At 41.5% G+C, this 22,727-nt stretch carries 18 protein-coding genes and 2 tRNA genes; 8 read left to right on the plus strand and 12 right to left on the minus strand.

The genetic code is table 11. The features are described from left to right. Positions 1–6: 6 nt before the first annotated feature. The 8 genes from AC5YCD_RS10360 to AC5YCD_RS10395 all read right to left on the minus strand — a co-directional run bounded on the left by AC5YCD_RS10360 (position 7) and on the right by AC5YCD_RS10395 (position 9,168). Positions 7–810, minus strand: a complete 804-nt coding sequence (locus AC5YCD_RS10360; RefSeq protein WP_496129962.1) for a putative RNA methyltransferase — start codon at positions 808–810, stop codon at positions 7–9. A 57-nt stretch (positions 811–867) separates the two neighbouring features. Further along, a complete protein-coding gene (mraY, locus tag AC5YCD_RS10365; RefSeq protein WP_496129963.1) occupies positions 868–1,986 on the minus strand; it encodes a phospho-N-acetylmuramoyl-pentapeptide-transferase in 1,119 nt (372 codons plus the stop codon). Further along, positions 1,987–3,396, minus strand: a complete 1,410-nt coding sequence (locus tag AC5YCD_RS10370) for a UDP-N-acetylmuramoyl-tripeptide--D-alanyl-D-alanine ligase (RefSeq protein WP_496129964.1) — start codon at positions 3,394–3,396, stop codon at positions 1,987–1,989. Between the two features lie 9 nt (positions 3,397–3,405). After that, positions 3,406–4,899: a UDP-N-acetylmuramoyl-L-alanyl-D-glutamate--2,6-diaminopimelate ligase gene (locus AC5YCD_RS10375; RefSeq protein WP_496129965.1), complete on the minus strand. Its 1,494-nt coding sequence runs from the start codon at positions 4,897–4,899 to the stop codon at positions 3,406–3,408. Between the two features lie 7 nt (positions 4,900–4,906). After that, positions 4,907–6,733, minus strand: coding sequence for a penicillin-binding protein PBP3 (gene ftsI, locus AC5YCD_RS10380; RefSeq protein ID WP_496129966.1), 1,827 nt, complete (start codon positions 6,731–6,733; stop codon positions 4,907–4,909). A 2-nt stretch (positions 6,734–6,735) separates the two neighbouring features. Next, positions 6,736–7,074, minus strand: a complete 339-nt coding sequence (gene ftsL / locus AC5YCD_RS10385; RefSeq protein WP_496129967.1) for a cell division protein FtsL — start codon at positions 7,072–7,074, stop codon at positions 6,736–6,738. Then, positions 7,074–7,997: a 16S rRNA (cytosine(1402)-N(4))-methyltransferase RsmH gene (gene rsmH / locus AC5YCD_RS10390; protein WP_496129968.1), complete on the minus strand. Its 924-nt coding sequence runs from the start codon at positions 7,995–7,997 to the stop codon at positions 7,074–7,076. Before rsmH ends, ftsL begins: the two co-directional genes overlap by 1 nt. Before the next feature lie 154 nt (positions 7,998–8,151). Beyond that, positions 8,152–9,168 carry a sulfate ABC transporter substrate-binding protein gene (locus AC5YCD_RS10395; protein WP_496129969.1) on the minus strand — a complete coding sequence of 339 codons (1,017 nt, stop codon included), beginning with the start codon at positions 9,166–9,168 and terminating at the stop codon, positions 8,152–8,154. Positions 9,169–9,673: 505 nt separating this feature from the next. On the opposite strand from AC5YCD_RS10395, the gene AC5YCD_RS10400 reads away from it, so the two are divergent. From AC5YCD_RS10400 to AC5YCD_RS10420, 5 genes are all read left to right on the plus strand, one after another. Continuing rightward, entirely contained in the window at positions 9,674–9,946 is a 273-nt protein-coding gene (locus AC5YCD_RS10400; RefSeq protein ID WP_496129970.1) for a hypothetical protein, read from the plus strand. A 126-nt stretch (positions 9,947–10,072) separates the two neighbouring features. Continuing rightward, entirely contained in the window at positions 10,073–11,581 is a 1,509-nt protein-coding gene (gene gltX, locus AC5YCD_RS10405) for a glutamate--tRNA ligase (protein WP_496129971.1), read from the plus strand. Positions 11,582–11,638: 57 nt separating this feature from the next. Next, positions 11,639–11,714 (plus strand) — tRNA-Ala (locus AC5YCD_RS10410). 25 nt (positions 11,715–11,739) lie between these two features. Then, a tRNA-Glu gene (locus AC5YCD_RS10415) sits at positions 11,740–11,815 on the plus strand. Between the two features lie 124 nt (positions 11,816–11,939). After that, a complete protein-coding gene (locus AC5YCD_RS10420) occupies positions 11,940–12,281 on the plus strand; it encodes a hypothetical protein (protein ID WP_496129972.1) in 342 nt (113 codons plus the stop codon). A gap of 3 nt (positions 12,282–12,284) precedes the next feature. On the opposite strand, the gene AC5YCD_RS10425 is transcribed toward AC5YCD_RS10420, so the two are convergent. Further along, positions 12,285–13,214, minus strand: coding sequence for a cation diffusion facilitator family transporter (locus AC5YCD_RS10425; RefSeq protein WP_496129973.1), 930 nt, complete (start codon positions 13,212–13,214; stop codon positions 12,285–12,287). Between the two features lie 271 nt (positions 13,215–13,485). On the opposite strand from AC5YCD_RS10425, the gene AC5YCD_RS10430 reads away from it, so the two are divergent. Further along, entirely contained in the window at positions 13,486–13,878 is a 393-nt protein-coding gene (locus tag AC5YCD_RS10430) for a tetratricopeptide repeat protein (RefSeq protein WP_496129974.1), read from the plus strand. Between the two features lie 52 nt (positions 13,879–13,930). Here the strand turns inward: AC5YCD_RS10430 and ettA are convergent, their stop codons facing one another. Then, on the minus strand, positions 13,931–15,592 hold the full coding sequence (gene ettA / locus AC5YCD_RS10435; RefSeq protein ID WP_496129975.1) for an energy-dependent translational throttle protein EttA: 1,662 nt from the start codon (positions 15,590–15,592) through the stop codon (positions 13,931–13,933). 543 nt (positions 15,593–16,135) lie between these two features. Between ettA and AC5YCD_RS10440 the strand changes: the two genes are divergently transcribed. Both AC5YCD_RS10440 and AC5YCD_RS10445 read left to right on the plus strand, forming a co-directional pair. Then, positions 16,136–17,023 (plus strand): SDR family NAD(P)-dependent oxidoreductase, encoded by an 888-nt coding sequence (locus AC5YCD_RS10440; protein ID WP_496129976.1) that lies wholly within the window; start codon positions 16,136–16,138, stop codon positions 17,021–17,023. Between the two features lie 302 nt (positions 17,024–17,325). Then, the gene (locus AC5YCD_RS10445) at positions 17,326–17,628 is read left to right on the plus strand and encodes a hypothetical protein (RefSeq protein ID WP_496129977.1); all 303 of its coding nucleotides are present in this window, start codon (positions 17,326–17,328) and stop codon (positions 17,626–17,628) included. A gap of 27 nt (positions 17,629–17,655) precedes the next feature. Here AC5YCD_RS10445 and AC5YCD_RS10450 read toward each other — a convergent pair whose 3' ends face one another. Together AC5YCD_RS10450 and AC5YCD_RS10455 are read right to left on the minus strand one after the other, a co-directional pair. Further along, positions 17,656–19,836, minus strand: a complete 2,181-nt coding sequence (locus AC5YCD_RS10450) for a SulP family inorganic anion transporter (protein WP_496130002.1) — start codon at positions 19,834–19,836, stop codon at positions 17,656–17,658. Between the two features lie 272 nt (positions 19,837–20,108). Beyond that, positions 20,109–22,466, minus strand: coding sequence for a Tex family protein (locus AC5YCD_RS10455; protein WP_496129979.1), 2,358 nt, complete (start codon positions 22,464–22,466; stop codon positions 20,109–20,111). Positions 22,467–22,727: the final 261 nt, after the last annotated feature.

Consider the following 22,727-nt stretch of genomic DNA (forward strand, 5'->3'; position numbering starts at 1 on the left):
CTTTTTTTATTTCTTTTTAAACACATAAATTTGGAACTGCGCGGCCAAATTAAAGTGTTCATTGACTTCTAAAGTCTGACGACGCTCTGGTTTGGCTTTATAGGCATAAGGCGTCATGGCAATCAGATTTTTTAAATCAGTTTGATTGAGCTGCATAGGGGCATCAATCACGATATCTTCGACTAAATCAAAGGCATCTTTGAGCTGTTCAACAAATTTAGCCGAATCATGTTGTTTCACCTCTTCAAACAAGGCTTCACGCATCGCATATAAATGATTTTGTGCTGGCGTGACCACCATTAAATGACCGTTATCTTTTAAGACACGTAGAATTTCTTGCTTAGGAATCGGGCTAAATAGACTGGTGCATAGGTCAATTGAAGCGTCTAAAACAGGTAAAGTTGCGCCAGTACCAACAATCCAAGTGATGTCTTTATTCAGCTTCGCTGCCACTTGTACCGCATTTTTCGCAATATCTACCCCTACGCATTGCAATACTTGGGCCTGCATTGCATTGGTGTAATAGCCTTCACCACAACCAATATCCAGCAAGTTTTCAATCCTTAACTCAGCAATTTTTTTCACCACTGCCTGTTGCAATGGTGCGTAATGCCCTGCGCTTAAAAAGGCACGGCGCGCTTGTACCGACTCAGGCGTATCACCCGGATTTTTACTGTGTTTATGCTGCACTACATGTAAATTGACATAGCCTTGTTTAGCCAAGTCATAACTATGACGATTTACGCAGTGCCATGTTTTTTCTGTAAGACTCAGTTTTTCCCGACATACAGGGCACATGAGTAGGTTCATCATTTTCTCCAAAAACAAAAAAAGCCGGCAAATGCCGACTTTCTTTTTACGATTTGCTTAGCGCAATTTTAAAGTCATTAAGCCTAAAACTACCAGCATAATTGTGATAATCCAGAAACGAATCACCACTTGTGTTTCACGCCAGCCTTTTTTCTCGTAATGATGATGGAGTGGCGCCATTAAGAACACTCGTTTGTTACGCATACGTAGTGAACCTATTTGTAAGAAGACTGAAATTGCTTCTACCACAAACACACCGCCCATAATGGCAAAGACGATTTCTTGACGAACCATCACTGCAATGGTACCGAGCATCGCACCTAAAGATAATGCGCCGACATCACCCATAAATACTTGCGCAGGATGGGCGTTGTACCAAAGGAAAGCCAAACCTGCGCCAATCATCGCTGCACAGATCACCACCAATTCAGATGAATATTTTACATAAGGAATATGCAGATAATTAGCAAAGCGTACATCACCCGCTAGATAAGCAAACACCCCCAAACCTGCTGCCACCAAGACGATTGGCATAATGGCCAAACCATCTAAACCATCGGTTAAGTTGACTGCATTGGATGCACCGTTAATCACCAAATAAGTAAAGATAATAAAACCGATACCCAGTGGAATCATCGACAGTGGAATCGAGATTTCTTTAAAGAATGGAATCAGCACATCCAACATAGACGCTGTTTGCGCTGCACTCGGTTGTAGAGTTGCAATGTAATACAGCGCGATACCTGCACCAATTGAACCAACTGAAGTCCAAAAGAATTTCTTGCGGGCTGGTAAACCGGCATTGTCTTTATAACGGATTTTAATCCAGTCATCGGCCCAACCTACGGCACCAAAAATGACCATTACTGCAAGCACAATCCAGACATAAGGGTTGCTTAAATCTGCCCAGAGTAAGGTGGAAATACCAATAGACAATAGAATCAGTAAACCACCCATGGTTGGGGTGCCCATTTTTTTGGCATGACCTTCAGGCGCAAAGCTACTGACCGCTTGACCGTATTTTAAGGCTTGTAATTTACGGATCATATAGGGGCCAAGCGCAAGCCCAATCCCAAGCGCGGTGAGGACACTTAATAGTGCACGTAGCGTTAAATAACGTACTACACCAAACGAGTCATGATAACTCGCTAAGTGTTCGAACAACCAGAGTAGCATTTACAGTTTCTCCATCAATTGCGCCATCAACGTTTCCATATGGGTATAACGAGAACCTTTAAACAGGAAACTCATGGATTGCGTTTGATGTGTTTCGACTAGACTAATTAAAAGAGGTAAGGCTTGTTCTTGAGTTAAGAAAGCCTGCATTTTTTTACCATATTGGGTACTGCGCGCACCTTCTTGTGCCGCAGGGGCAAATTCGCCCACTGCCACGACAAAGTTTAAGCCTTTGACTGAGACTAAATCGCGCCCCAGTTTGTAATGCTCAATCGCAGCAGCAGCACCTAGTTCACCAATATCACCAATCACCATCACGCGAATACCCTCTTGCTTCGCCAGCACTTCGGCAGCAGCACGCATTGAGCTTGGGTTGGCGTTATAGGTGTCATCAATAAATAAATGATTTTTATGTTGAATAAAGTTCAGACGACCTTTAGCACCTTGAGCTTGTTCTAAACCCTGTACAATGTCTTGTAGATCAATATTTAAAGCCAAGGCAAAAGCCACCGCAGCCAACGCATTTTGTACATTGTGCTCACCCGCAAATGGTAACTTCACTCGGCTAGTGCCTTGCGGGGTGTTTAAAGTAAATGTGGTTTCTTGGGGCTGTAAATCAATATCTGTGGCAAAGATGTCACCCCCGTGACCAAAACTTAAGATTTTTTCATTGTGTACGGCAGTTTGAATTTGTGCACTAAAGTCATCATCACTTGGGAAAATGGCTGTACCATCGCTGGCAATATGTGCGTAAATTTCCGATTTAGCACGGCAAATCCCATCACGACCACCAAACTCACCCAAATGCGCAGTCCCAATATTTAAGATGCCTGCCACATGCGGCTGCACTAAATTTGAGGTGTAATCAATTTCACCTTGATGACTTGCGCCCAATTCCATCACAGCATATTGATGCTCAGCACACAGCTCAAGCAACATCATCGGCACACCTAAATCATTATTTAGATTACCGCGAGTAATCAGCGTTGGGGCTAAGCGCGATAAAATACTACCCAGCATTTCTTTGGTGGTGGTTTTACCACTACTGCCCGTTAAAGCAATCACTTTAAGCTGCGGATTATGCTGACGACGATAAGCGCCCAAAGCACCCAAAGCCAAACGTGTATCACTCACCACCAATTGGTAAATATCGGCATCTACAGGATGACTGACTATCGCAACTTGGCAGCCCTGGGCAGCCACTTGTACAATAAAATCATGGGCGTCAAAACGCTCGCCTTTTAAAGCTAAAAAGGCATCACCGGCTTCGGCATGACGTGAATCCGTTAAAATACGTTTAATTGCGCCTTGTGGCACTTGGTTATTATGCCAATGCCCTTGGGTGGCTGCGGCAAGTTGTTCGGCTGTCCACGGCTCTAAAGGCACAGTACTGGTGGTTGAGGTATGCATGATGTTTTCCTATTGCGCAGGATAGGCACGATCGGCCTGCTGTGGCATGTTAAGCGCAGCTTGCACTTCAACAACGTCGTCAAACCAATGACGCACGCCATTAATTTCTTGATAATTTTCGTGACCTTTACCGGCAATCACCACAATGTCACCGGCTTTAGCCGTTTTAACTGCAAATTTAATCGCTTCACGGCGATCATGAATTTCATGCACACGATGCGCGCTAAAATCGATGCCGGCTTTCATGTCAGCAAAAATTTGCTCAGGATCTTCAGTACGTGGGTTATCTGAGGTAAGCAAGGCCACGTCAGCACCTTGTAATGCCGCTTGCGTCATCAATGGACGTTTACCACGATCACGGTCACCACCACAGCCAAACACGGCCCAAAGGTCTTGTGACACATGACGTTTTAAGGTTTGTAACACTTGAATTAAGGCATCAGGGGTGTGTGCATAATCCACCACAAATAAACGTTCGTCATCACGTATCACTTGCATACGACCCGGCGCACCTTTGAGCTGTGGTGCTGTTGCAATCAAATCACTTAAGGCAAAACCCGCTTGTTCAGCAGAGACCAATGCAGCGACTAAATTCTCAACATTAAAGTGACCCAATAACGGACTTTGCACCTCAAATTCAGCTTGTGCAGTCACTAGGCTAAACCTCGCACCACTTAAGCTATATTCGATATCTTTAACTTGGTAATCAGCTGCTTGTGTCGTTGAATAGGTCAGGATTTTAGGCTGCGCTGAATTGTTTTTGGCTGCTTGTAACATCACTGGCGCGTGTTCATCATCAATGTTGATAATCGCCACTTTGAGGCCAGAAAAAGCAAATAAAGCCGCTTTGGCCTCCGCATACGCTTCTAGCGTACCGTGATAATCCAAGTGATCACGACTTAAATTACTGTACGCGGCAATTTCAATATTTGCGCCATTTAAACGACCTTGTTCTAAACCATGCGAACTGGCTTCAATTGCTGCAAATTCAGCACCTTGCTGCGCATATTCATGCAAAGCTGTTTGCAAGTGTAAAGCATCTAAAGTGGTGTGCGAAGAGGCCTCAAGATTAGGTAAAATCCCATTCCCTGTAGTGCCCATAACAGCACATTTTTTACCTTGCAACATTAAAAGTTCAGCCACTAAACGCGAGATTGTGGTTTTACCATTGGTTCCTGTTACTGCCAAAATGCGTGCTGGGTTAACAGGCTGCGTCGCTTGTAAATATTGTTTTTGCCACTGGCCCATTAAATGACGCACATTGCTCACAACATAGCTATTGTCTAAGCCTAAATCCGTTTCAGCAATGACCGCCAAAGCACCTCGATCAAGGGCACTTTGCGCAAATTGCACAGTTTTTTCTGGTTGCGAAAAACTAGTCAGGGCAATAAAAATTTGCCCTGGCTGTACTTGACGACTATCTAATTGAAAGCCCTGAAAGGATTGTGTCATCCAAGCAGCGCTTTGGTCGATCGGATAAAGCTGTTGAAATGTAATTGACATTGCTCACCTATTTATTGGGCTTTTGGCTCTCTAAGGGTTTATCTAAAGGGACGTTAAGGAGACGTAAAGACTCTTGCATCACGCGGGCAAATACCGGTGCAGACACGGTACCACCGTAATAACTGCCTTTTGGATTTTCAACCACAACCACCATGGCTAAACGTGGATCACTCACAGGTGCTACCCCAGCAAATAAGGCGCGATATTCGTTGGTCGAATAGCCCTTACGATCAGCACGTAATTTGTGCGCTGTACCTGTTTTACCTGCAACACGGTAACCAGGAATATTAGCGCGTGTTGCGGTACCGCCTGGTTGAGTGGCTGTTTCCATCATCAGTAATACTTGATCGGCAATTTTTGCATCAATCATTTGCTCGCCTTGCGGTAAACCTTCAAGTTTGTACAAACTTAATGGCATTTTTTTACCTTTATTGGCTAGCATGGCATAGGCATCTGCCATCTGTAGCACGGTGGCATTTAGACCATAACCATAAGACATGGTGGCTACTTCAGACACGTTCCATTTACTTGGCGGCAAGATTAAACCCGCACTTTCACCTGGGAATTTGACTGCCGAACGCTGACCAAAACCTAAGCGTTTGTAGAAAGTAGGTAGCGTTTCATATGGCAAAGATAGGGCCAGTTTAGCCACACCCACGTTAGATGATTTTTGAATAATGCCACCTAAGGTTAAAGGGCCGTAGTTATGCGTATCACGGATAGTATGGTTACCTACACGCATGCTCCCCGGTGAGGTATTAACGACACTATTGACATTATATTTACCACTTTCGAGTGCCATTGCTACTGTCAGTGGCTTCATGGTCGAGCCCGGCTCAAAAGAATCCACTGCACCGCGGTTACGCATAGCATCTTTGTTTTCTAAGCCTTTTTTATCATTTGGGTTATACGATGGCCAACTTGCCATCGCTAAGATTTCACCAGTTTTGACATCTACTGCAATCGCAGTGGCAGAACGAGCATTATTGGCAATACCCGCAGCAGTCAACTCACGATACATAATGTACTGCAAACGTGAATCGATACTTAAGGTAATATTTTCACCATGTTCAACTTCACGTAGCACATCTGGATCTTTAACGCGATTGCCTTTTTTATCACGTAAAATACGTTGCTCGCCTGCCACACCGGATAAACGGCTATTGAGCTGCATTTCCAAGCCTTCAATTCCTGTACCTTCGCTATTGGTTAAACCAATAATTTGTGCACTTGGCTGCGGCTGTGGATAATAACGCTTATAATTTTTTTCGGTATATACGCCTTGGAAATTACGCCCGACAATCATTTCTGCTTGTGGTGGTGGCACTTCCTTTTTTAAGACCACATAACGTGAGTTTGGACGTTCATAAACCTTTTTACGTAGTTCAGCACGGTCCATACCAACGGCATCAGCCAGTTCATCCAAATTTAAGTTTTTGTCCGGCAACTGGCGCTTTAATTTGTTGTTGCTTGGATCAACAGCAAGTTTGGCTTTGGTTTCATCATAAAGCTTTTTATTTTCAAAATAATCCTGTGGATCAATCACCACATTCATGATTGGAGTACTAATCGCCAAAGGTACCCCATGACGGTCGCTAATTACCCCACGCATCGGCTTAATTTTTTCGGTGCGTACCATGTTGGCATTGGCTTTATTTTGTAAGAACTCTTTATCAATGATTTGTACAAAGAAGGCACGACCGACCAAAATCAGAAAAACAGCCAGCACCACGCCCCACATGAGGTAGAAGCGCCACATATCTACACTTAAAGTATTTTTTTCAGTAATAGACTGCTTTTTTTTCCGCGTAGGTTTTTTATGCGAATCGGCCATACTTATTGTTTCTGTTCAGAGTTCATCGGTAAAGAAATCACGACAGTTTGTGCTGCCGGAGGTGAATACATACGTAGTTGTGTCACTGCACGTGTGCCAATTTGCGCAGTTGCACCAAAGGTTTGTTGCTCAATCAGCAAACGCCCCCACTCAGCATTAAGCGCTTCTTTTTCGCGATTCAAGCTACTGAGCTGACGATAATCATGACGATATTCAAACACTTGAAATACCACCATCATGGCGCTAATAAAGACCAAAGCAATCAACAGCGCATAACTTAGATTACGCTTTAAAACTAATTTGGATTTAGGTTGATCGGCAATTTGCTCTTGGTTTTTCATTATTCGCCTTTAGCAACTAAACGTTCTGCAACACGTAACCATGCACTACGCGAACGAGGATTGGCTTTCACTTCCGCTTCACTGGCTTTAACACGGTCAATTTTCTTTAAACGACGCGTATCTTCGCGTTGTGGTGGCATTCCCCAACTATGGTCTTCTGCCAAAGTTGATTCTTTTTGAATAAATTGTTTGATTAAACGGTCTTCTAAAGAGTGGAAGCTAATCACCGCTAAACGACCGTGTGGTTTCAGCACATCTACCGCTTGGGGTAAAAATACCTCAACATCTTCTAATTCTTTGTTAATCGCGATACGAATCGCTTGGAAAGTACGCGTTGCAGCATGTTTATTTTTTTCCCATTTAGGATGCGCGACTTTAACAATCTCAGCTAATTCACCAGTTGTTGCAATATAACCTGCCGCTTTAATGGCTTTAGCAATACGACGACTATAACGTTCTTCGCCATATTGGAAAATAATATTGGCTAATTTTTCTTCTTCAATCTCAACCAACCATTCAGCGGCGGTAGGGCCTTTTGAATTGTCCATACGCATATCAAGTGGACCACTATGCATAAAACTAAAACCACGCTCTGCTTGATCAAGCTGCGGCGAAGACACCCCTAAATCAGCCATCACACCATCGACTTGATCAATCCCACGCGCAGCAAGCTCTTGTTTTAAATCAGCAAAGCTCGCATGAATAATCTCAAAACGCGGATCTTCTTGTTGCAGTTGATACGCTACTTCTAAAGCTTGCGGATCTTTATCAAAACCATAAACTTTGGCATTGGCATCGAGTTTTGACAGCAATAAACGGGTATGCCCACCGCGCCCAAAGGTGCCATCTACATAAATCCCTGTATTGCGCTCTGCAACTAAAGCATCAACGGTTTCGTGAAGTAATACAGAAATATGGGACATAGCACTCTTGAAATAAGCAAAATTGTAACTGCACATTATCACCTGCTTTTTGCCAAGCGCCAAACGACTTTTTGTAGGGAATTTTTATTTTTCATAGAGAAAACCGTTTTAGCTAAAAAAAGCCCCCAATTGGGAGCTTTTATGCAGCTTAAAATTAACGTCTAGAATTATAGATCTGATCGAAGATCGCGCCATTAACAAAATGGGTTTGCTGTGCTTTCGCCCAACCACCAAACACTTCGTCAATGGTAAAGGTTTTTAGTGTTGGGAATTGATGTGAATACTTGGCTAAAATCTCTGGGTTACGTGGACGATAGTAATGTCGTGCCGCCATGTCTTGACCTAAAGGTGAGTACAAGTAATTGATATAACCTTGCGCTAACCATTTGTTACCATTTTTCTCAACTGTACGATCCACAATAGCCACAGATGGTTCAGTTAAAATGGTCAATGATGGATAGACAATATCAAATTTACCTTTGCCCAAGGCTTTTTGCGTCACTAAAGCTTCATTTTCCCAAGTAAGTAATACATCACCAATGCCACGTTCAGCAAACGTCGTCATTGACGCACGCGCGGCTGAATCCATCACTTTAACATTGCGGTACATCTTACCTACAAATTCTTTGGCTTTAGCTTCATTGCCCCCTGGTTGTTTTAACTGGTAACCCCAAGCTGATAAATACACCCAACGTGGTAGACCACCTGTTTTTGGATTTGGAGTAATAATTTCTACACCTGGCTTGGTTAAATCGTTCCAATCTTTAATGCCTTTTGGATTGCCTTTACGTACCATAAACACAATCGCAGAAGTATAAGGGGCTGAATTGTGTGGAAATTCTTTTTGCCAACCTTTTTGAATCTGCCCGGACTTCACGATTTCTTCAATATCATTGGCAAGTGCCAACGTCACTACATCGCCTTTTAAACCATCAACCACAGAACGTGCCTGTTTACCTGAACCACCATGTGACTGTTTAAAGGCTACAGATAAACCGGTTTTGTCTTTCCAATATTGACCAAATGATTTGTTAAACTCGTCGTAAAATTCACGTGTTGCGTCATAAGATACATTCAAAAACTCACGGTCTGCAGCCTGTGCAGATGTGCCAAATGCTATACTACCGAGCAATAGCGCGGTACTTACCCAAGTCTTCAATTGCATTTTCATGGCAGCATTCATCCATTATCTATATTAGTGCTAAATATATGAAATATATTTATAAACTTCAATTCAAGCACTGTGCCTGATCTATGACTTTTAGCTTAAACACTTAAGTTAAAAGTATGTTTTTTATTAAAAAAATTATGATAAAACGCCTATATAGCTTTTTATGATTAATATATGCATAAAACATATATTAGACCCTATAGATTATTACATCATAACCTTGTGCTAAGGCTTAGTATATTTTTAAGCTTTGCTTATCTAAAACCAGTAAAAAAACAGTTCACTTGCATATTTTTGTAAAAATTGCTTAACTAAACAGCAGTTGTTACTTATCTTCACCTTATCTTCATAGTTGTTTGTTAAAAATTATTTTTATACCAAGAGTGTTAATTTTTGGTAACTATTGTGGTCGGGTTGTGTATGGACCACAAGGTAAATGCTTAACTTCGTTAGGCTTAAATTTTAATCATACACTTATGTTATTATGTTACGAAAGGGGACGTTAATGTTTAAACTTATTCCAGTATTGTTGGTCACGACCTTATTAAGCCATGTGCACGCAGCAGGACTGCAACCTAGCAGCAACAAAACTAAGTCAGCTGAAAAAAGCTCATTAATTGAAAAAGCACTCACGCAAAAACAAGAGAATCCAGATTTAAATGTTACCAGTTTAAAATTAATGACCACTATTAAAACCAAGCCAAGTCAAAGTATTTTAGCTGCGCAAAACCAAAGTTTCTCACGCTTTGTACAATCTTTATTCAGTTCAAATTCTTGAAAAAAATCGCCAAAATGCTTTATCCCTTTCAAAGCGTTTTGCTGATTAAAGCCCAATTAACGTAAATGTAATTGGGCTTTTTCGTTATAATAGCCTTTAGTTACTTTTCTAAAGAAAAAGAGTGTTATGACCGTTCGTACTCGTATTGCCCCATCTCCTACCGGTTTCCCCCATGTAGGTACTGCTTATATCGCATTGTTTAACCTCTGCTATGCTAAACAGCACGGTGGGGAATTCATTTTACGTATTGAAGATACTGATCAATTACGCTCAACGCCTGAATCTGAAAAAATGATTTTAGATTCATTACGTTGGTTAGGTCTAAATTGGTCTGAAGGTCCCGATGTAGGCGGTCCACACGCACCTTACCGTCAATCTGAACGTATGCATATTTATAAGCAATATGCGTTAGATTTAATTGAAAAAGGTCATGCATTCTACTGTTTTGCAACAGCAGAAGAGTTAGATCAAATGCGTATTGAGCAACAAGCACGCGGTGAAACTCCACGCTATGACGGTCGTGGCTTATTGTTATCTGAAGAAGAAGTACAGCGTCGTTTGGCTGCGGGTGAGCCACACGTCATTCGTATGAAAGTACCGACTGAAGGTACATGCAAGATTCAAGATTTACTGCGTGGCGAAGTTGAAATTCCATGGGCACAAGTCGACATGCAAGTGTTACTTAAAACTGATGGTTTACCAACTTACCATTTAGCTAACGTAGTCGATGACCATTTAATGCAAATCACCCACGTATTCCGTGGGGAAGAATGGTTACCATCTGCGCCTAAACACCAATTATTGTATCAATATTTTGGTTGGGATATGCCAGTGCTATGTCATATGCCGTTATTACGTAACCCAGATAAATCAAAACTCTCTAAGCGTAAAAACCCAACTTCTATTAACTATTACAAAGACATTGGTGTATTACCAGAAGCTTTGTTAAATTACTTGGGCCGTATGGGTTGGTCTATGCCTGATGAACGTGAAAAGTTCACTTTGGCTGAAATGATTGAAAACTTTGACATTCAACGTGTGTCTTTAGGTGGCCCAATTTTTGATGTGGAAAAACTCAACTGGTTAAATGGTCAGTGGATCAAAGGCTTAAGCCCTGCTGAATTACTCGATACTTTGTTGGCATGGAAAGCTGACCGTCAAACTTTAGAAGAGATTGCCGCAGCGATTCAGCCACGTATTAACTTATTGTCTGAAGCCGTAAATTGGTCAGCGCATTATTTCAACCACTTCCCAACTCTTACTAAAGAGCAGTTTGTCAGCAAAAAATTGACTGAAGAACAAGTGCGTCAAAGCTTACAATTTGCCATCTGGCGCTTAGAAAGCTCATTTACTTGGAATAACGACACCGTCAGCCAAATCCTCATGGATTTAGCCGCGCAAATGGAAATTAAACTACGCGACTTTATGCCTGCGTTCTTTATTGCCATTGCGGGCTCTACAGCATCTACACCTGTGATGCAAACCATGGTCACCATTGGTCCGGATTTGACTTTCGCACGCTTACGTCATGCCTTAGAAATTGTCGGTGCTCCAAGCAAAAAAGAGTTAAAAGCTTGGGAAAAACTCAATGAAAGCTTAAAGTTGCCTAAAAATGAAGCAACCAATCAAGCTTAATTAAAATAATAGTTGACGTGTGGTGTGTATATCCATAATATAGCCACCACACAGACTGGGGTCATAGCTCAGTTGGTAGAGCGCTACAATGGCATTGTAGAGGTCAGGAGTTCGATCCTCCTTGACTCCACCAAGTTCTTACCTGTGTTGCCTCACTTGTCCCTATCGTCTAGAGGCCTAGGACATCGCCCTTTCACGGCGGTAACCGGGGTTCGAATCCCCGTAGGGACGCCATATTTAAGATGGCGAACATGTCATCTTATAAAAAAGCTCAAGCATTACGACTTGGGCTTTTTTATTGCCTGTTATTTTGGCTTTCCTGTTAAAATACGCTATAGATTAAAATTATGGAGTTGCAATGCAATACCGTTGCCCACAATGCCAAAGCCCTAAAATCATGCCTGTTGCCGAAGTCGGCTCACCTGCTCCACGTCCTGTGGTGCCAAAAAGCTTAGTATTTTTAATCCCTTGTTTATTTGTATTGCTATTACTGGTCATTATTAGCATTGCAATGTGGATTTTTGGTGACGGTGCGGGTTCAACACTACAAGCCATTACAGTTGCAGTCTTTGTGCTGTGTTTAATTGCAGGTGTTATGTTCTATAAAGACTTACCTGACTTTAAATTATCAATGCAAGCCTTTATGCAGTCACAAAAGAAATGGAAATGCCGCGAATGCAGCCATGAGTGGCAGATCTAATATTTAATGTGAGTGTTCAACATGATCATGTGCCGCATGATCATGTCCTACATTACAATTAAATTGCTCAATTTGTAAGGTACTTTGGTTAATGGCATAAGTGTATTGCAGTAAATGCAGCGCCTCTTGATATATTTTTTGCGGATCAGCATTTGGCGCATATAAGTGCACTGCCAGATGAATATTCTTAGAGCTAATAGCCCATACCTTAAGTTGATGGATCTCTTCTACCCCCTCTAAGGCCAATAAATCAGTGTGCAAACGTTCAATATCAATCTCTTCAGGCACACCTTCCAATAAAATATGAATACTCTGCTTTAACAGCAACCATGTCCGTGGTAATACCCAAAAACCAATCAACACCGCAATCACTGTGTCAATCCACATCCAACCGGTAAAATAAATCACAATTGCAGCAATAATCACCCCAACCGAACCAAGCGCATCACTGAGCACTTCCAAATATGCTCCTTTGACATTTAAGCTTTCTTGGCTACTTGAAAATAAAATCCGCATTGAAATTAAATTAACAATCAGTCCTAAGCTAGCCACGATCAACATGCCCATGGTTTGAATTTCTGCAGGTTGGTTAAAGCGCTGATACGCTTCGTAGACAATATAAATTGCCACCGCAAATAACATTAAGGCGTTAAATAGCGCGGCTAGAATTTCAAAACGCTGATAACCAAAGGTGCGTTTATTATCGGCTGGTAGTTTGCCAATTTTAATTGCCAGTAAGGCAATCGCTAGGGCTGCTGCATCAGTAAACATATGTGCAGCATCAGATAACAGTGCCAAACTTTGGGTGATCAGTGCTGCAATCAATTCTACAATTAAAAAACTAGTGGTGAGAACCAATGCAATGGTGAGTTTTTTGGCATTTTTTTCTGTCACCATGGCATGACTATGATTGTGCTCGTGTGAGTACCCCATCCGCCACCTGCCTATCGCCTATAGAGTTGTATTAACATAACAAGGATCAAAAATTTATAGCGCAGTATTTGTGTTAATTTCCTCTGCTCAGCCTGTATCAATGAGTCACACATTGCATTGCAAGAGCAAATTTTTTATGTCCTTGATTAAATAATTTATTATTTGATTTGTTTCATTCTCCAGTCTTTCTTCACTAAAAACAACAAAATAAATCATTTAAAAAATATGAAATCGCTTAAATTATTAGAAAAGGATTTAATTCGGTGCAAGTATGAAAACAATAAAACAAATGCTTGATACATTGCTCTACCCACATCATGCAAATATAGACCTAAAAGACATGGAAGCCATGCAGGAATACAATCAAGGGCAATATTTCGCCAAATTAGCACTAGAGCACCAGCGCGAGTTTTTGAGCAAAAAATTACCCTATGATGTCTCGCATTTAGATCAGCGGAATGCCATGTGGAATTTTTTAAGTGCTGCACTACGTGGTCATGCGCAAGCACAATATGAGTTGGGTATGGCCTACTACACAGGTCACTTAGGTTTAGAGCGCGACTATGTACAAGCTGAAGAATGGCTGAAACGTGCCGCAGCATGTGGCCATGTAGGTGCTCAAGAACAACTTAATGAGATCTATCAATTGATAGCTTTTTCTTAACACAAAAAAACCAGCCCAAAGGCTGGTTTTTTAAACTGCGCAAAAATAAAACTTAGTTACCAATTTTACGGTATTTTTGACGCTTAGCCACTAAGTCATCACCGTCACGTTTACGACGGTATTCTTCAAATTCAGCATAGTTACCTGTAAAGAATTCAGGCGTTTCACCTTCAAATGACAAGATGTGTGTTGCAATACGGTCTAGGAACCAACGGTCATGCGAGATCACCATGACTGTGCCTGGGAACACCAGGATTGCATCCTCAAGCGCACGTAAAGTTTCGATGTCCAAGTCGTTTGATGGTTCATCGAGTAAGATCACGTTAGCACCCATTTGTAGGATTTTGGCAAGTTGTAAACGGTTACGCTCACCACCTGACAATTGACCTACACGTTTTTGCTGATCTTGGCCTTTAAAGTTAAAGCGACCAATATATGCACGTGATGCAATTTCGTAATCGCCAATACGTAAGATATCTAGACCGCCAGACACTTCTTCCCAAACAGTTTTGTCGTTATCTAAGGTGTCACGAATCTGACCCACATAAGCTACTTTAACTGACTCACCTAGAACCACAGAACCTGTGTCTGGTTGTAACTCACCGGTCATCATACGGAATAGTGTCGTTTTACCTGCACCGTTTTCACCCACGATCCCCACAATGGCACATGGTGGAACAACGAAAGATAAATCTTTGTACAGGGTACGATCACCAAACGATTTGCTGATGCCTTCTACTTCTACAACCTTGTTACCCAAACGTGGACCAGGTGGAATGTAGATTTCAGAAGTTTCGTTACGTTGTTGGAATTCACGCGAGTTAAGTTCTTCAAAACGCTCCATACGCGCTTTGTTTTTCTTTTGCTGACCTTTGGCATTTGAACGAACCCATTCAAGTTCTTTTTTCAATGCTTTAGCAAAAGATTCTTCTTGCTTCTGTTCTTGTTCTAGACGCACGTTCTTTTGCTCTAACCAAGAAGAGTAGTTACCTTGGTATGGAATACCCATGCCGCGGTCAAGCTCAAGAATCCACTCAGCCACGTTATCTAAGAAGTAACGGTCGTGGGTAATGGCAACAATAGTACCTGGGAAGTCTTTTAAGAAACGCTCTAACCAAGATACAGAAGACGCATCTAAATGGTTCGTCGGTTCGTCTAGAAGCAACATGTCTGGCTTAGATAATAGCAAACGACACAGTGCCACGCGGCGACGCTCACCACCAGACAACTTAGAAACGTCTGCATCCCAAGCTGGTAAGTTTAATGCTGCAGCAGCTTGGTCCATTTGGTTTGCAAGGTTATGTGCATCCCAAGCATGGATAATTGCTTCTAGCTTTTCTTGTTCTTTAGCAAGTGCGTCAAAATCAGCATCTTCTGCTGCATATTCTGCGAATACTTCGTCAAGACGCGCTAAGGCATCAAGTGGCTCACGTAAACCATCTTCAACGTTACCACGAACGTCTTTTGAATCATCTAAAGGTGGTTCTTGTTCAAGGTAGCCGATTTTGATACCTGGTTGTGCACGAGCTTCACCAGAGAAATCTTTATCTACGCCAGCCATAATACGAAGCAAAGTAGATTTACCTGCACCGTTTAAACCAAGTACACCAATTTTTGCACCTGGGAAGAATGATAAAGAGATGTCTTTTAAGATTTCGCGTTTCGGCGGAACCATTTTCGACACACGGTTCATCGTGTAAATATATTGGGCCACGCAGGACTCCTCAATAGTAAAACCAAACTGGGGATATAAATTAATCAATCCCCATACTCAAGTGAGCAGAAAAAATAATCGCCCATTATACGATGAAAGTCCTGAAAACATAAGGCATATCCAAGAAGTTCACGACTTTGTTGTAAATATCTTTTTGCTTATTTATTCATCGTTTTATTTTGCCATTATTTCATCCTGATCAGGCAAAAGACTATGTTGCAAATCATGTCGATTTTTCATTGACTGTTCATCTGCATAGGCTTTAATAGTCGCAAGATCAGGCGTAAATGGGGGGATCGCAATACTCAAATTGAGATTTCGTTTTATTTTAACTGTCGAAATTTAGGCTCAGTTTTTGCATTCTTCATCAGCCCATGGCTGAGAATCGTTATAACATTCAGTATTTTTTGTGATAGAGATGGCTTTTTTCTTTAAATACACTATGATTTGCGTAAAACCAGCATCAGCGATCAATGACTTCTATGCAAAATAATGTCATAAAAAACAATAGTTCATTTTAAAAATAGGTTGGGAAGCACTACTGTGAAGGCAAAGTTGGAAAATTTATTAAAAAAACGTATTAATGGAAAAGTAATTTTAGTCACGGGTGCGTCAAGTGGCATTGGTCTAACCACAGCACACAAGTTGGCAGATGCAGGCGCTCATGTTCTATTATTGGCGCGTACCCAAGAAACCTTAGAAGCCGTAAAAGCTGATATTGAAGCACGTGGGGGACAGGCTTCAGTGTATCCATGCGATTTAAACAGTTTAGAAGACATAGATGCTGTATCTGCACAAATTTTGGCAGATGTTGAGCATATTGATATTTTAATTAACAATGCTGGGCGCTCAATTCGCCGTGCTGTGCATGAATCTCTCGATCGTTTTCACGATTTTGAGCGTACCATGCAGCTGAATTATTTTGGCTCAGTACGTTTAATTATGAACTTATTGCCAAAAATGATGATGCGCCGCCAAGGGCATATTATTAACATCAGTTCTATTGGTGTATTGGCCAATGCAACGCGCTTTTCGGCTTATGTGGCCTCTAAAGCGGCGCTGGATGCCTTTAGCCGCTGCCTATCTGCTGAAGTGCACTCACATAACATTGCCATTACTTCAATTTATATGCCTTTGGTACGCACGCCAATGATCGCGCCAACTAAGATCTATAATTACGTACCGACTTTATCGCCTGAACAAGCCGCTGATTTAGTCGCCAATGCGATTCTCAAACGTCCGAAGAAAGTCGCCACATGTTTAGGTTATTTAGCCTCTATGACCTATGCAGTTGCGCCAGATGTAAATAATAAATTAATGTCGATTGGTTTTAACCTCTTCCCAAGCTCTAATGCCTCGGTCGGGAAACCGCAAAAACTTAATTGGGTGCAAAAAGCATATGCCCGTCTCTTCCCAGGCGAGCATTGGTAAAATACAAAAATGCCAGTCTAAGACTGGCATTTTTTTACGCTTTATAAGGCGCTTTTATTGTGAAATTTTAACTACGGAGCGCGAATTTAAATTTTAAAATGCCCTGCTTGTCGCATTGCTATTGTGACTCATAACTTGCCAATTCAACTTAAAAGCCTTATTTTTCTTAGCGATTGATTGAACTTATACATCTGATGACTGGGTATTTCCTGCTTGATGTTGACGATTTTCAGCCAATTTTTATGTATGTTTAGGCATATAAATTGGATTAACTCCTACCTATAAATGATTGAATTTTAACTATGAAGTGGCACATTATTTTGGTTTATGCTTTTTTGGCATTTGCTCTGTTTTTGGGGTATGGCATTATTCGCAGTATCTATTTACAAGATTATGAACTTATGGAAATTGTCGCTGATGTCGGCGCCATTTTGATTTGTTTAGATTTAGCAGCCTCAACGTATTTCTTAAAAATTGTGAAACACCCAACCGAAAAAACTGCCACGCAAGTACCTAAGGTACATCGTGTTGTAAAAGTGACACGTAAAGTCGGTCACTTTGGGATTATGTTGATCATCTGTGGTTGGGTGGTTCCAATGCTATAAAAAAGAGCGCTGCCGCGCTCTTTTCTTTTACTCATCTAAAAAATGGACTTGTCCGGTTTTCACATCATAAATTGCCCCCACAATGGCAATCTTGGCTTGATCATGTAACTGTTTAAGTACTTGGCTATGTTGCAAAATATAGCCAATGTTATACAGCACGTTCATCCGCGTGACTTGATCAATAAAAGCAGGGCTTAAATCACGTGGTTGCATCAAGCCATGTACGCTATTGACTGATTCCATTAAGGGTCCGAGCACGTATTGAATATGTGGCATGCCCTCAACATCTTCAATGTTTTGATTGCTTAAACGTAACTGACAGGCACTGGTTACCGCACCGCAATCGGTATGCCCAAGTACAACAATCACTTTGGCGCCTTTGGCTTGGCAGGCAAATTCTAATGAACCTAATACCTTGTGCCCCGCAACATTGCCTGCAATGCGTAAACTAAATAGATCACCAATACCTACATCAAAAATCATTTCTGTTGGAGCGCGTGAATCCATACAGCCCAGGACGGCGGCAATCGGATGTTGACCTTCATCTGCAGTGACACGAATTTGACGATAGATATCACGTTGTAAACGATCGTTACTTACAAAGCGCTGATTCCCCTCTTGTAAGATCGTCAGCACCTGTTGCGGGCTTAAATTGCGTTGTACATCAGCCGTTGCAATATCAATATCTAATACCGCATCATCAATATCAGCATAATGCTGTTTAAAGCCAATCAGTTTTAAATCAATTTTGCGCTGCACGGCAGTTTCACTCTGGTAATCCTGAATCACATCGTAAATATCAGGATCAATACTATGACAATGAGTGGCATCAATAATCAATTGTTCATGCTTATGTACATGCTCTAAAGCAGTAATTAAGCTAGAACGGTTTAAGAAGGTCACCTGTGAAGGCAACTCAATTCGCGTCACAACACCATGTAAATGCTTTTCTTTATAGACACGTACGCCCTTATGTAAATTGCCATACAGAATAAATCCTGCACTGACTGCCAGGCCAATTAAAATCCCCATTAATAGGTCGGTCAATAAAATCGCCAATAAGGTAATAATAAACGGTAAAAACTGTTTCCAACCTTTCGCCAGCATTTGCTTAAACAATTTAGGATGGGTCAGTTTAAAACCAGTAATAATCAAGATCGCTGCCAGTGCAGACAACGGAATCATATTCATCAGCGGTACAAAAAACATTACTGCCAGTAATAATAAAATCCCATGCGTGATGGTTGAACATTTACTGCGTGAACCAGCATTGGCATTTACCGAACTGCGCACAATGACCGAAGTTAATGGCATACCACCAATAAAGCCCGATGCCATGTTGCCCACACCTTGCGCCCATAATTCACGGTTAGGTGGTGATGAGCGTTTATAAGGATCGAGTTTATCTGCTGCTTCTAAATTCAGCAGGGTTTCTAAGGAGGCCACCACAGCTAAAGTGATTGCACCTGTATAAATCAGCGGTTCAGCTAAATAGCTCCAGTCAGGGAAAGTAAATACTGCACTCGGATCAGCGAATACATTGGGTAATTGAATTAAATTTTGACTTTGAATACCAAGTCCTAAGGTCTGCGTTAAAAAAAAATTTAAGACCGCTGCCAGTAATACCGCGATTAAGGCAGATGGCAATAGCATTTTTTTTAACGGACTCGCATCCCAAGTCAGCATAATCAAAAGGCTAAATAGGCCAATTGCAGCTGCACTAGAGTCAATCTGTGCCATAGACAACTCAGGCAAATTACGCCAACTAAAATCAGTAATTCCAAACAAATACGGAATCTGACTTAAAATAAGAATCACACCAATGGCTGCCAATAAACCCAAAATCACGTTATTCGGGACAAAATTGGCAAAGAAACCTAATTTAAATACGCCAAACAACAATTGCAGTACACCGGCAAAAATAACCGATAATAAAAAGGCGGCATAATTGCCGCCTAATTGTTCTAACTGCATTAAGATCACTGCTGTTAAGCCTGCAGCTGGCCCTGCAACACTAATGTGTGAGCCACTTAACATCCCTACCACAATACCACCAATAATACCGGCAATAATACCCGCCATAATCGGTGCGCCAGAGGCTAAAGCAATACCTAAACACAGCGGTAGTGCCACTAAAAAAACCACTGTACCAGACAGTAAATCCTTAAGATGAAACTTACTTTTTTCTGCTAAATTCAACATAATAATTAACCATTTATAATAAATATCGAGTCTCAAAAAATATCGACTCAAAAGTTGTTAGGCTTTTACCCTCCAAAAACCCATGCTTAATATGCGTGATTTTTAACCTTTTTTTATAGTTCATTTATGCTGTTAAATTGTGTGATTTTTATACTTTTTTAATACCCTTCAGCTTCACTTCAGTTAACTTTGTTATGTTGACCAATTTTTAAATATTTAGCTTATTTTAGAGATAAAAAAACCTCCCCAAAGGGAGGTTTTTGTTTAGCAACGAAAGATTATTTCGAACCTTTAATCCCTGCTTGTAACAACAGCGCACCTAAACCACCAATTTTTTGCTCTTGTGGTTTTTGGTTCTGTGGTTTTTTCGCTTGTGGGCGCTCGCCTTGCGGACGCTCACCACGGGCTTGTTGTGGACGTTTTGCTTGTGGCTTACGTTCAGTACGTTGCTCAGTTGGCTCACGGCGTGGACGTAGTGCTTTTACTGGCTGTGAACCTTCCGGACGCATCGATAAATTTACGCGGTTACGTTCAGCATCAACATTAAGTACACGAACTTGCACGATTTGACCTGGTTTCACCACTTTATGCGGATCAGCCACAAACTCATTCGCCAGTTCAGAAATATGCACTAAACCATCTTGATGCACACCAACATCTACAAAAGCACCAAAATTAGTGACGTTGGTGATCACACCTTCTAAGGTTAAACCTTCAGTCAGCTGTTTAACATCAGTAATGTCATCACGGAATTTAGCTGTGCGGAATTCTGGACGTGGATCACGACCCGGTTTTTCAAGTTCGCTCAGCACGTCTTGAATCGTTGGTAGACCAACTTTATCATCCACAAATTCTTCAGGATTCACTTGGCGAATAATTTCTGCATTACCAATGATGTCTTTTACTGTTGTACCTTTAGCAGCAACAATTTTAGCGACTAAAGCATAACTTTCTGGATGCACTGCTGAGGCATCAAGTGGTTCAGAACCCTCTTGAATGCGTAAGAAACCTGCCGCTTGTTCAAAGGTACGCTCACCTAAACGTGGTACGTTTTTCAGGGCAGTACGCGCTTCAAAGCGACCATGCTCTTTACGGTATTCAACAATTTGCTGAGCAATGGCTTTGTTTAAACCCGCGATATAACCCAAAATTGCTGCAGATGCAGTGTTAACATCTACACCCACGGCGTTCACACAGTCTTCAACCACAGCATCAAGAGTTTTGGCTAAACCAGTTTGATTCACGTCATGTTGATATTGACCCACACCAATCGATTTAGGCTCAATTTTTACCAGTTCAGCCAGTGGATCTTGTAAACGACGTGCGATAGAAACCGCACCACGAATCGATACATCTAAATCTGGTAATTCTTGTGAAGCCAACTCAGAAGCAGAATACACCGATGCGCCTGCTTCAGACACTGTAACGCGAGTTAAATTGAGGTCGCTGTTGGCTGCCATCATCTCGCTAATCACGCTTTCAGTTTCGCGGCTTGCTGTACCATTACCAATAGCAATTAAATCAACATTAAATTCACGACACAGACGTGCAAGTTCAGCAATTGCTCCTGCTTTGTCATCTTTTGGTGCAAATGGATAAACCGTGCTATGGGCAACCACGTCACCTGATGCATTGACTACTGCCAATTTCACACCGGTACGAATGCCAGGATCAACACCTAAAGTAGTGCGGCTACCTGCAGGTGCAGAAAGAAGCAGATGACGTAAGTTTTCAGCAAATACATTCATCGCCTCAGATTCAGCACTTAAACGTTTATCAGTTAACAATGAATGTTCAATACTTGGACGAACTTTGCCTAACCAAAACAGTTGAGCAGTTTGTTTAAGGAACGCTTGACGTGCTTGTGGCTGTACTGCATCTAAATTGTATTCAGTTTCAATACGTGCGATTGGCGCAGTATCTTCACCATCCACTTTTAAACCCAACACGTTTTCTTGACGACCACGTAACATGGCCAATAAACGGTGTGACGGCACTTTGTTTAAATTTTCAGAGAAATCAAAGTAATCACGGAATTTCTTACCGACTTCTTTTTTCTCTTCAGACGCGACCGCGCTTTTCAATACAGCAGTTTTGGCAAACATGGCTTTTAACTCAGCAGTTAAAGCAATGTTTTGTGCCCACTCATCAATAATGATGTGTTGAATAGCGTCAAGTTGGCTGTCTAAATCCGCATAGTTTTCATGACTATAGCCTGCGAGTGCTGCAGCTGGCTCAATCTCTTGACTTAGAATTTGTGTTGCGATGTCACCAAGACCGGCCTCTTTGGCTTTAAACGACTTCGTTGTACGTTTTGGACGGTATGGTGCATAAATTTCTTCTAATGCATTCTTAGTTTCTGCCGCATTGACACGCGCTAATAAATCATCAGATAGTTTATTTTGTTCTTTGAGTGATTCGATTACTTTTTCGCGGCGCTCAAACAAATCACGTAAATACGATAAACGCGTATCGAGTTGGCGTAACTGCGTATCGTCTAAGCCTTGAGTTACTTCTTTACGGTAACGCGCAATAAATGGAACGCTGGCCCCTTCATCAATCAGCTTAATGGCAGCTTCGACTTGATTTGGACGTACGGCAATTTCTTTTGCCAACTGCTGAACTAAGTCAGTCATCGTGTTGATCCCACAAGGATAAGTACTAAATGCCATGATTATAAAGACCAAGACTATAAAATCCACATTTGTTTTCGTAAATTTATGCTTGGTTGTTCTTGCCAATTTGGTATAGTTTTATTTAAGCGCACAAAATAACAGCAAAAGCGCAGCAAAGAATAAGATTTTTGCCTTTTTATGCGGCATTTTACCTGTATACGTTTGGTATCTATGTCTTGATTTTAGCTCGGATATTTGTTGCTTTAGAACATAGCAAAGCCC

The organism is Acinetobacter sp. CY05 (genome assembly GCF_059515805.1).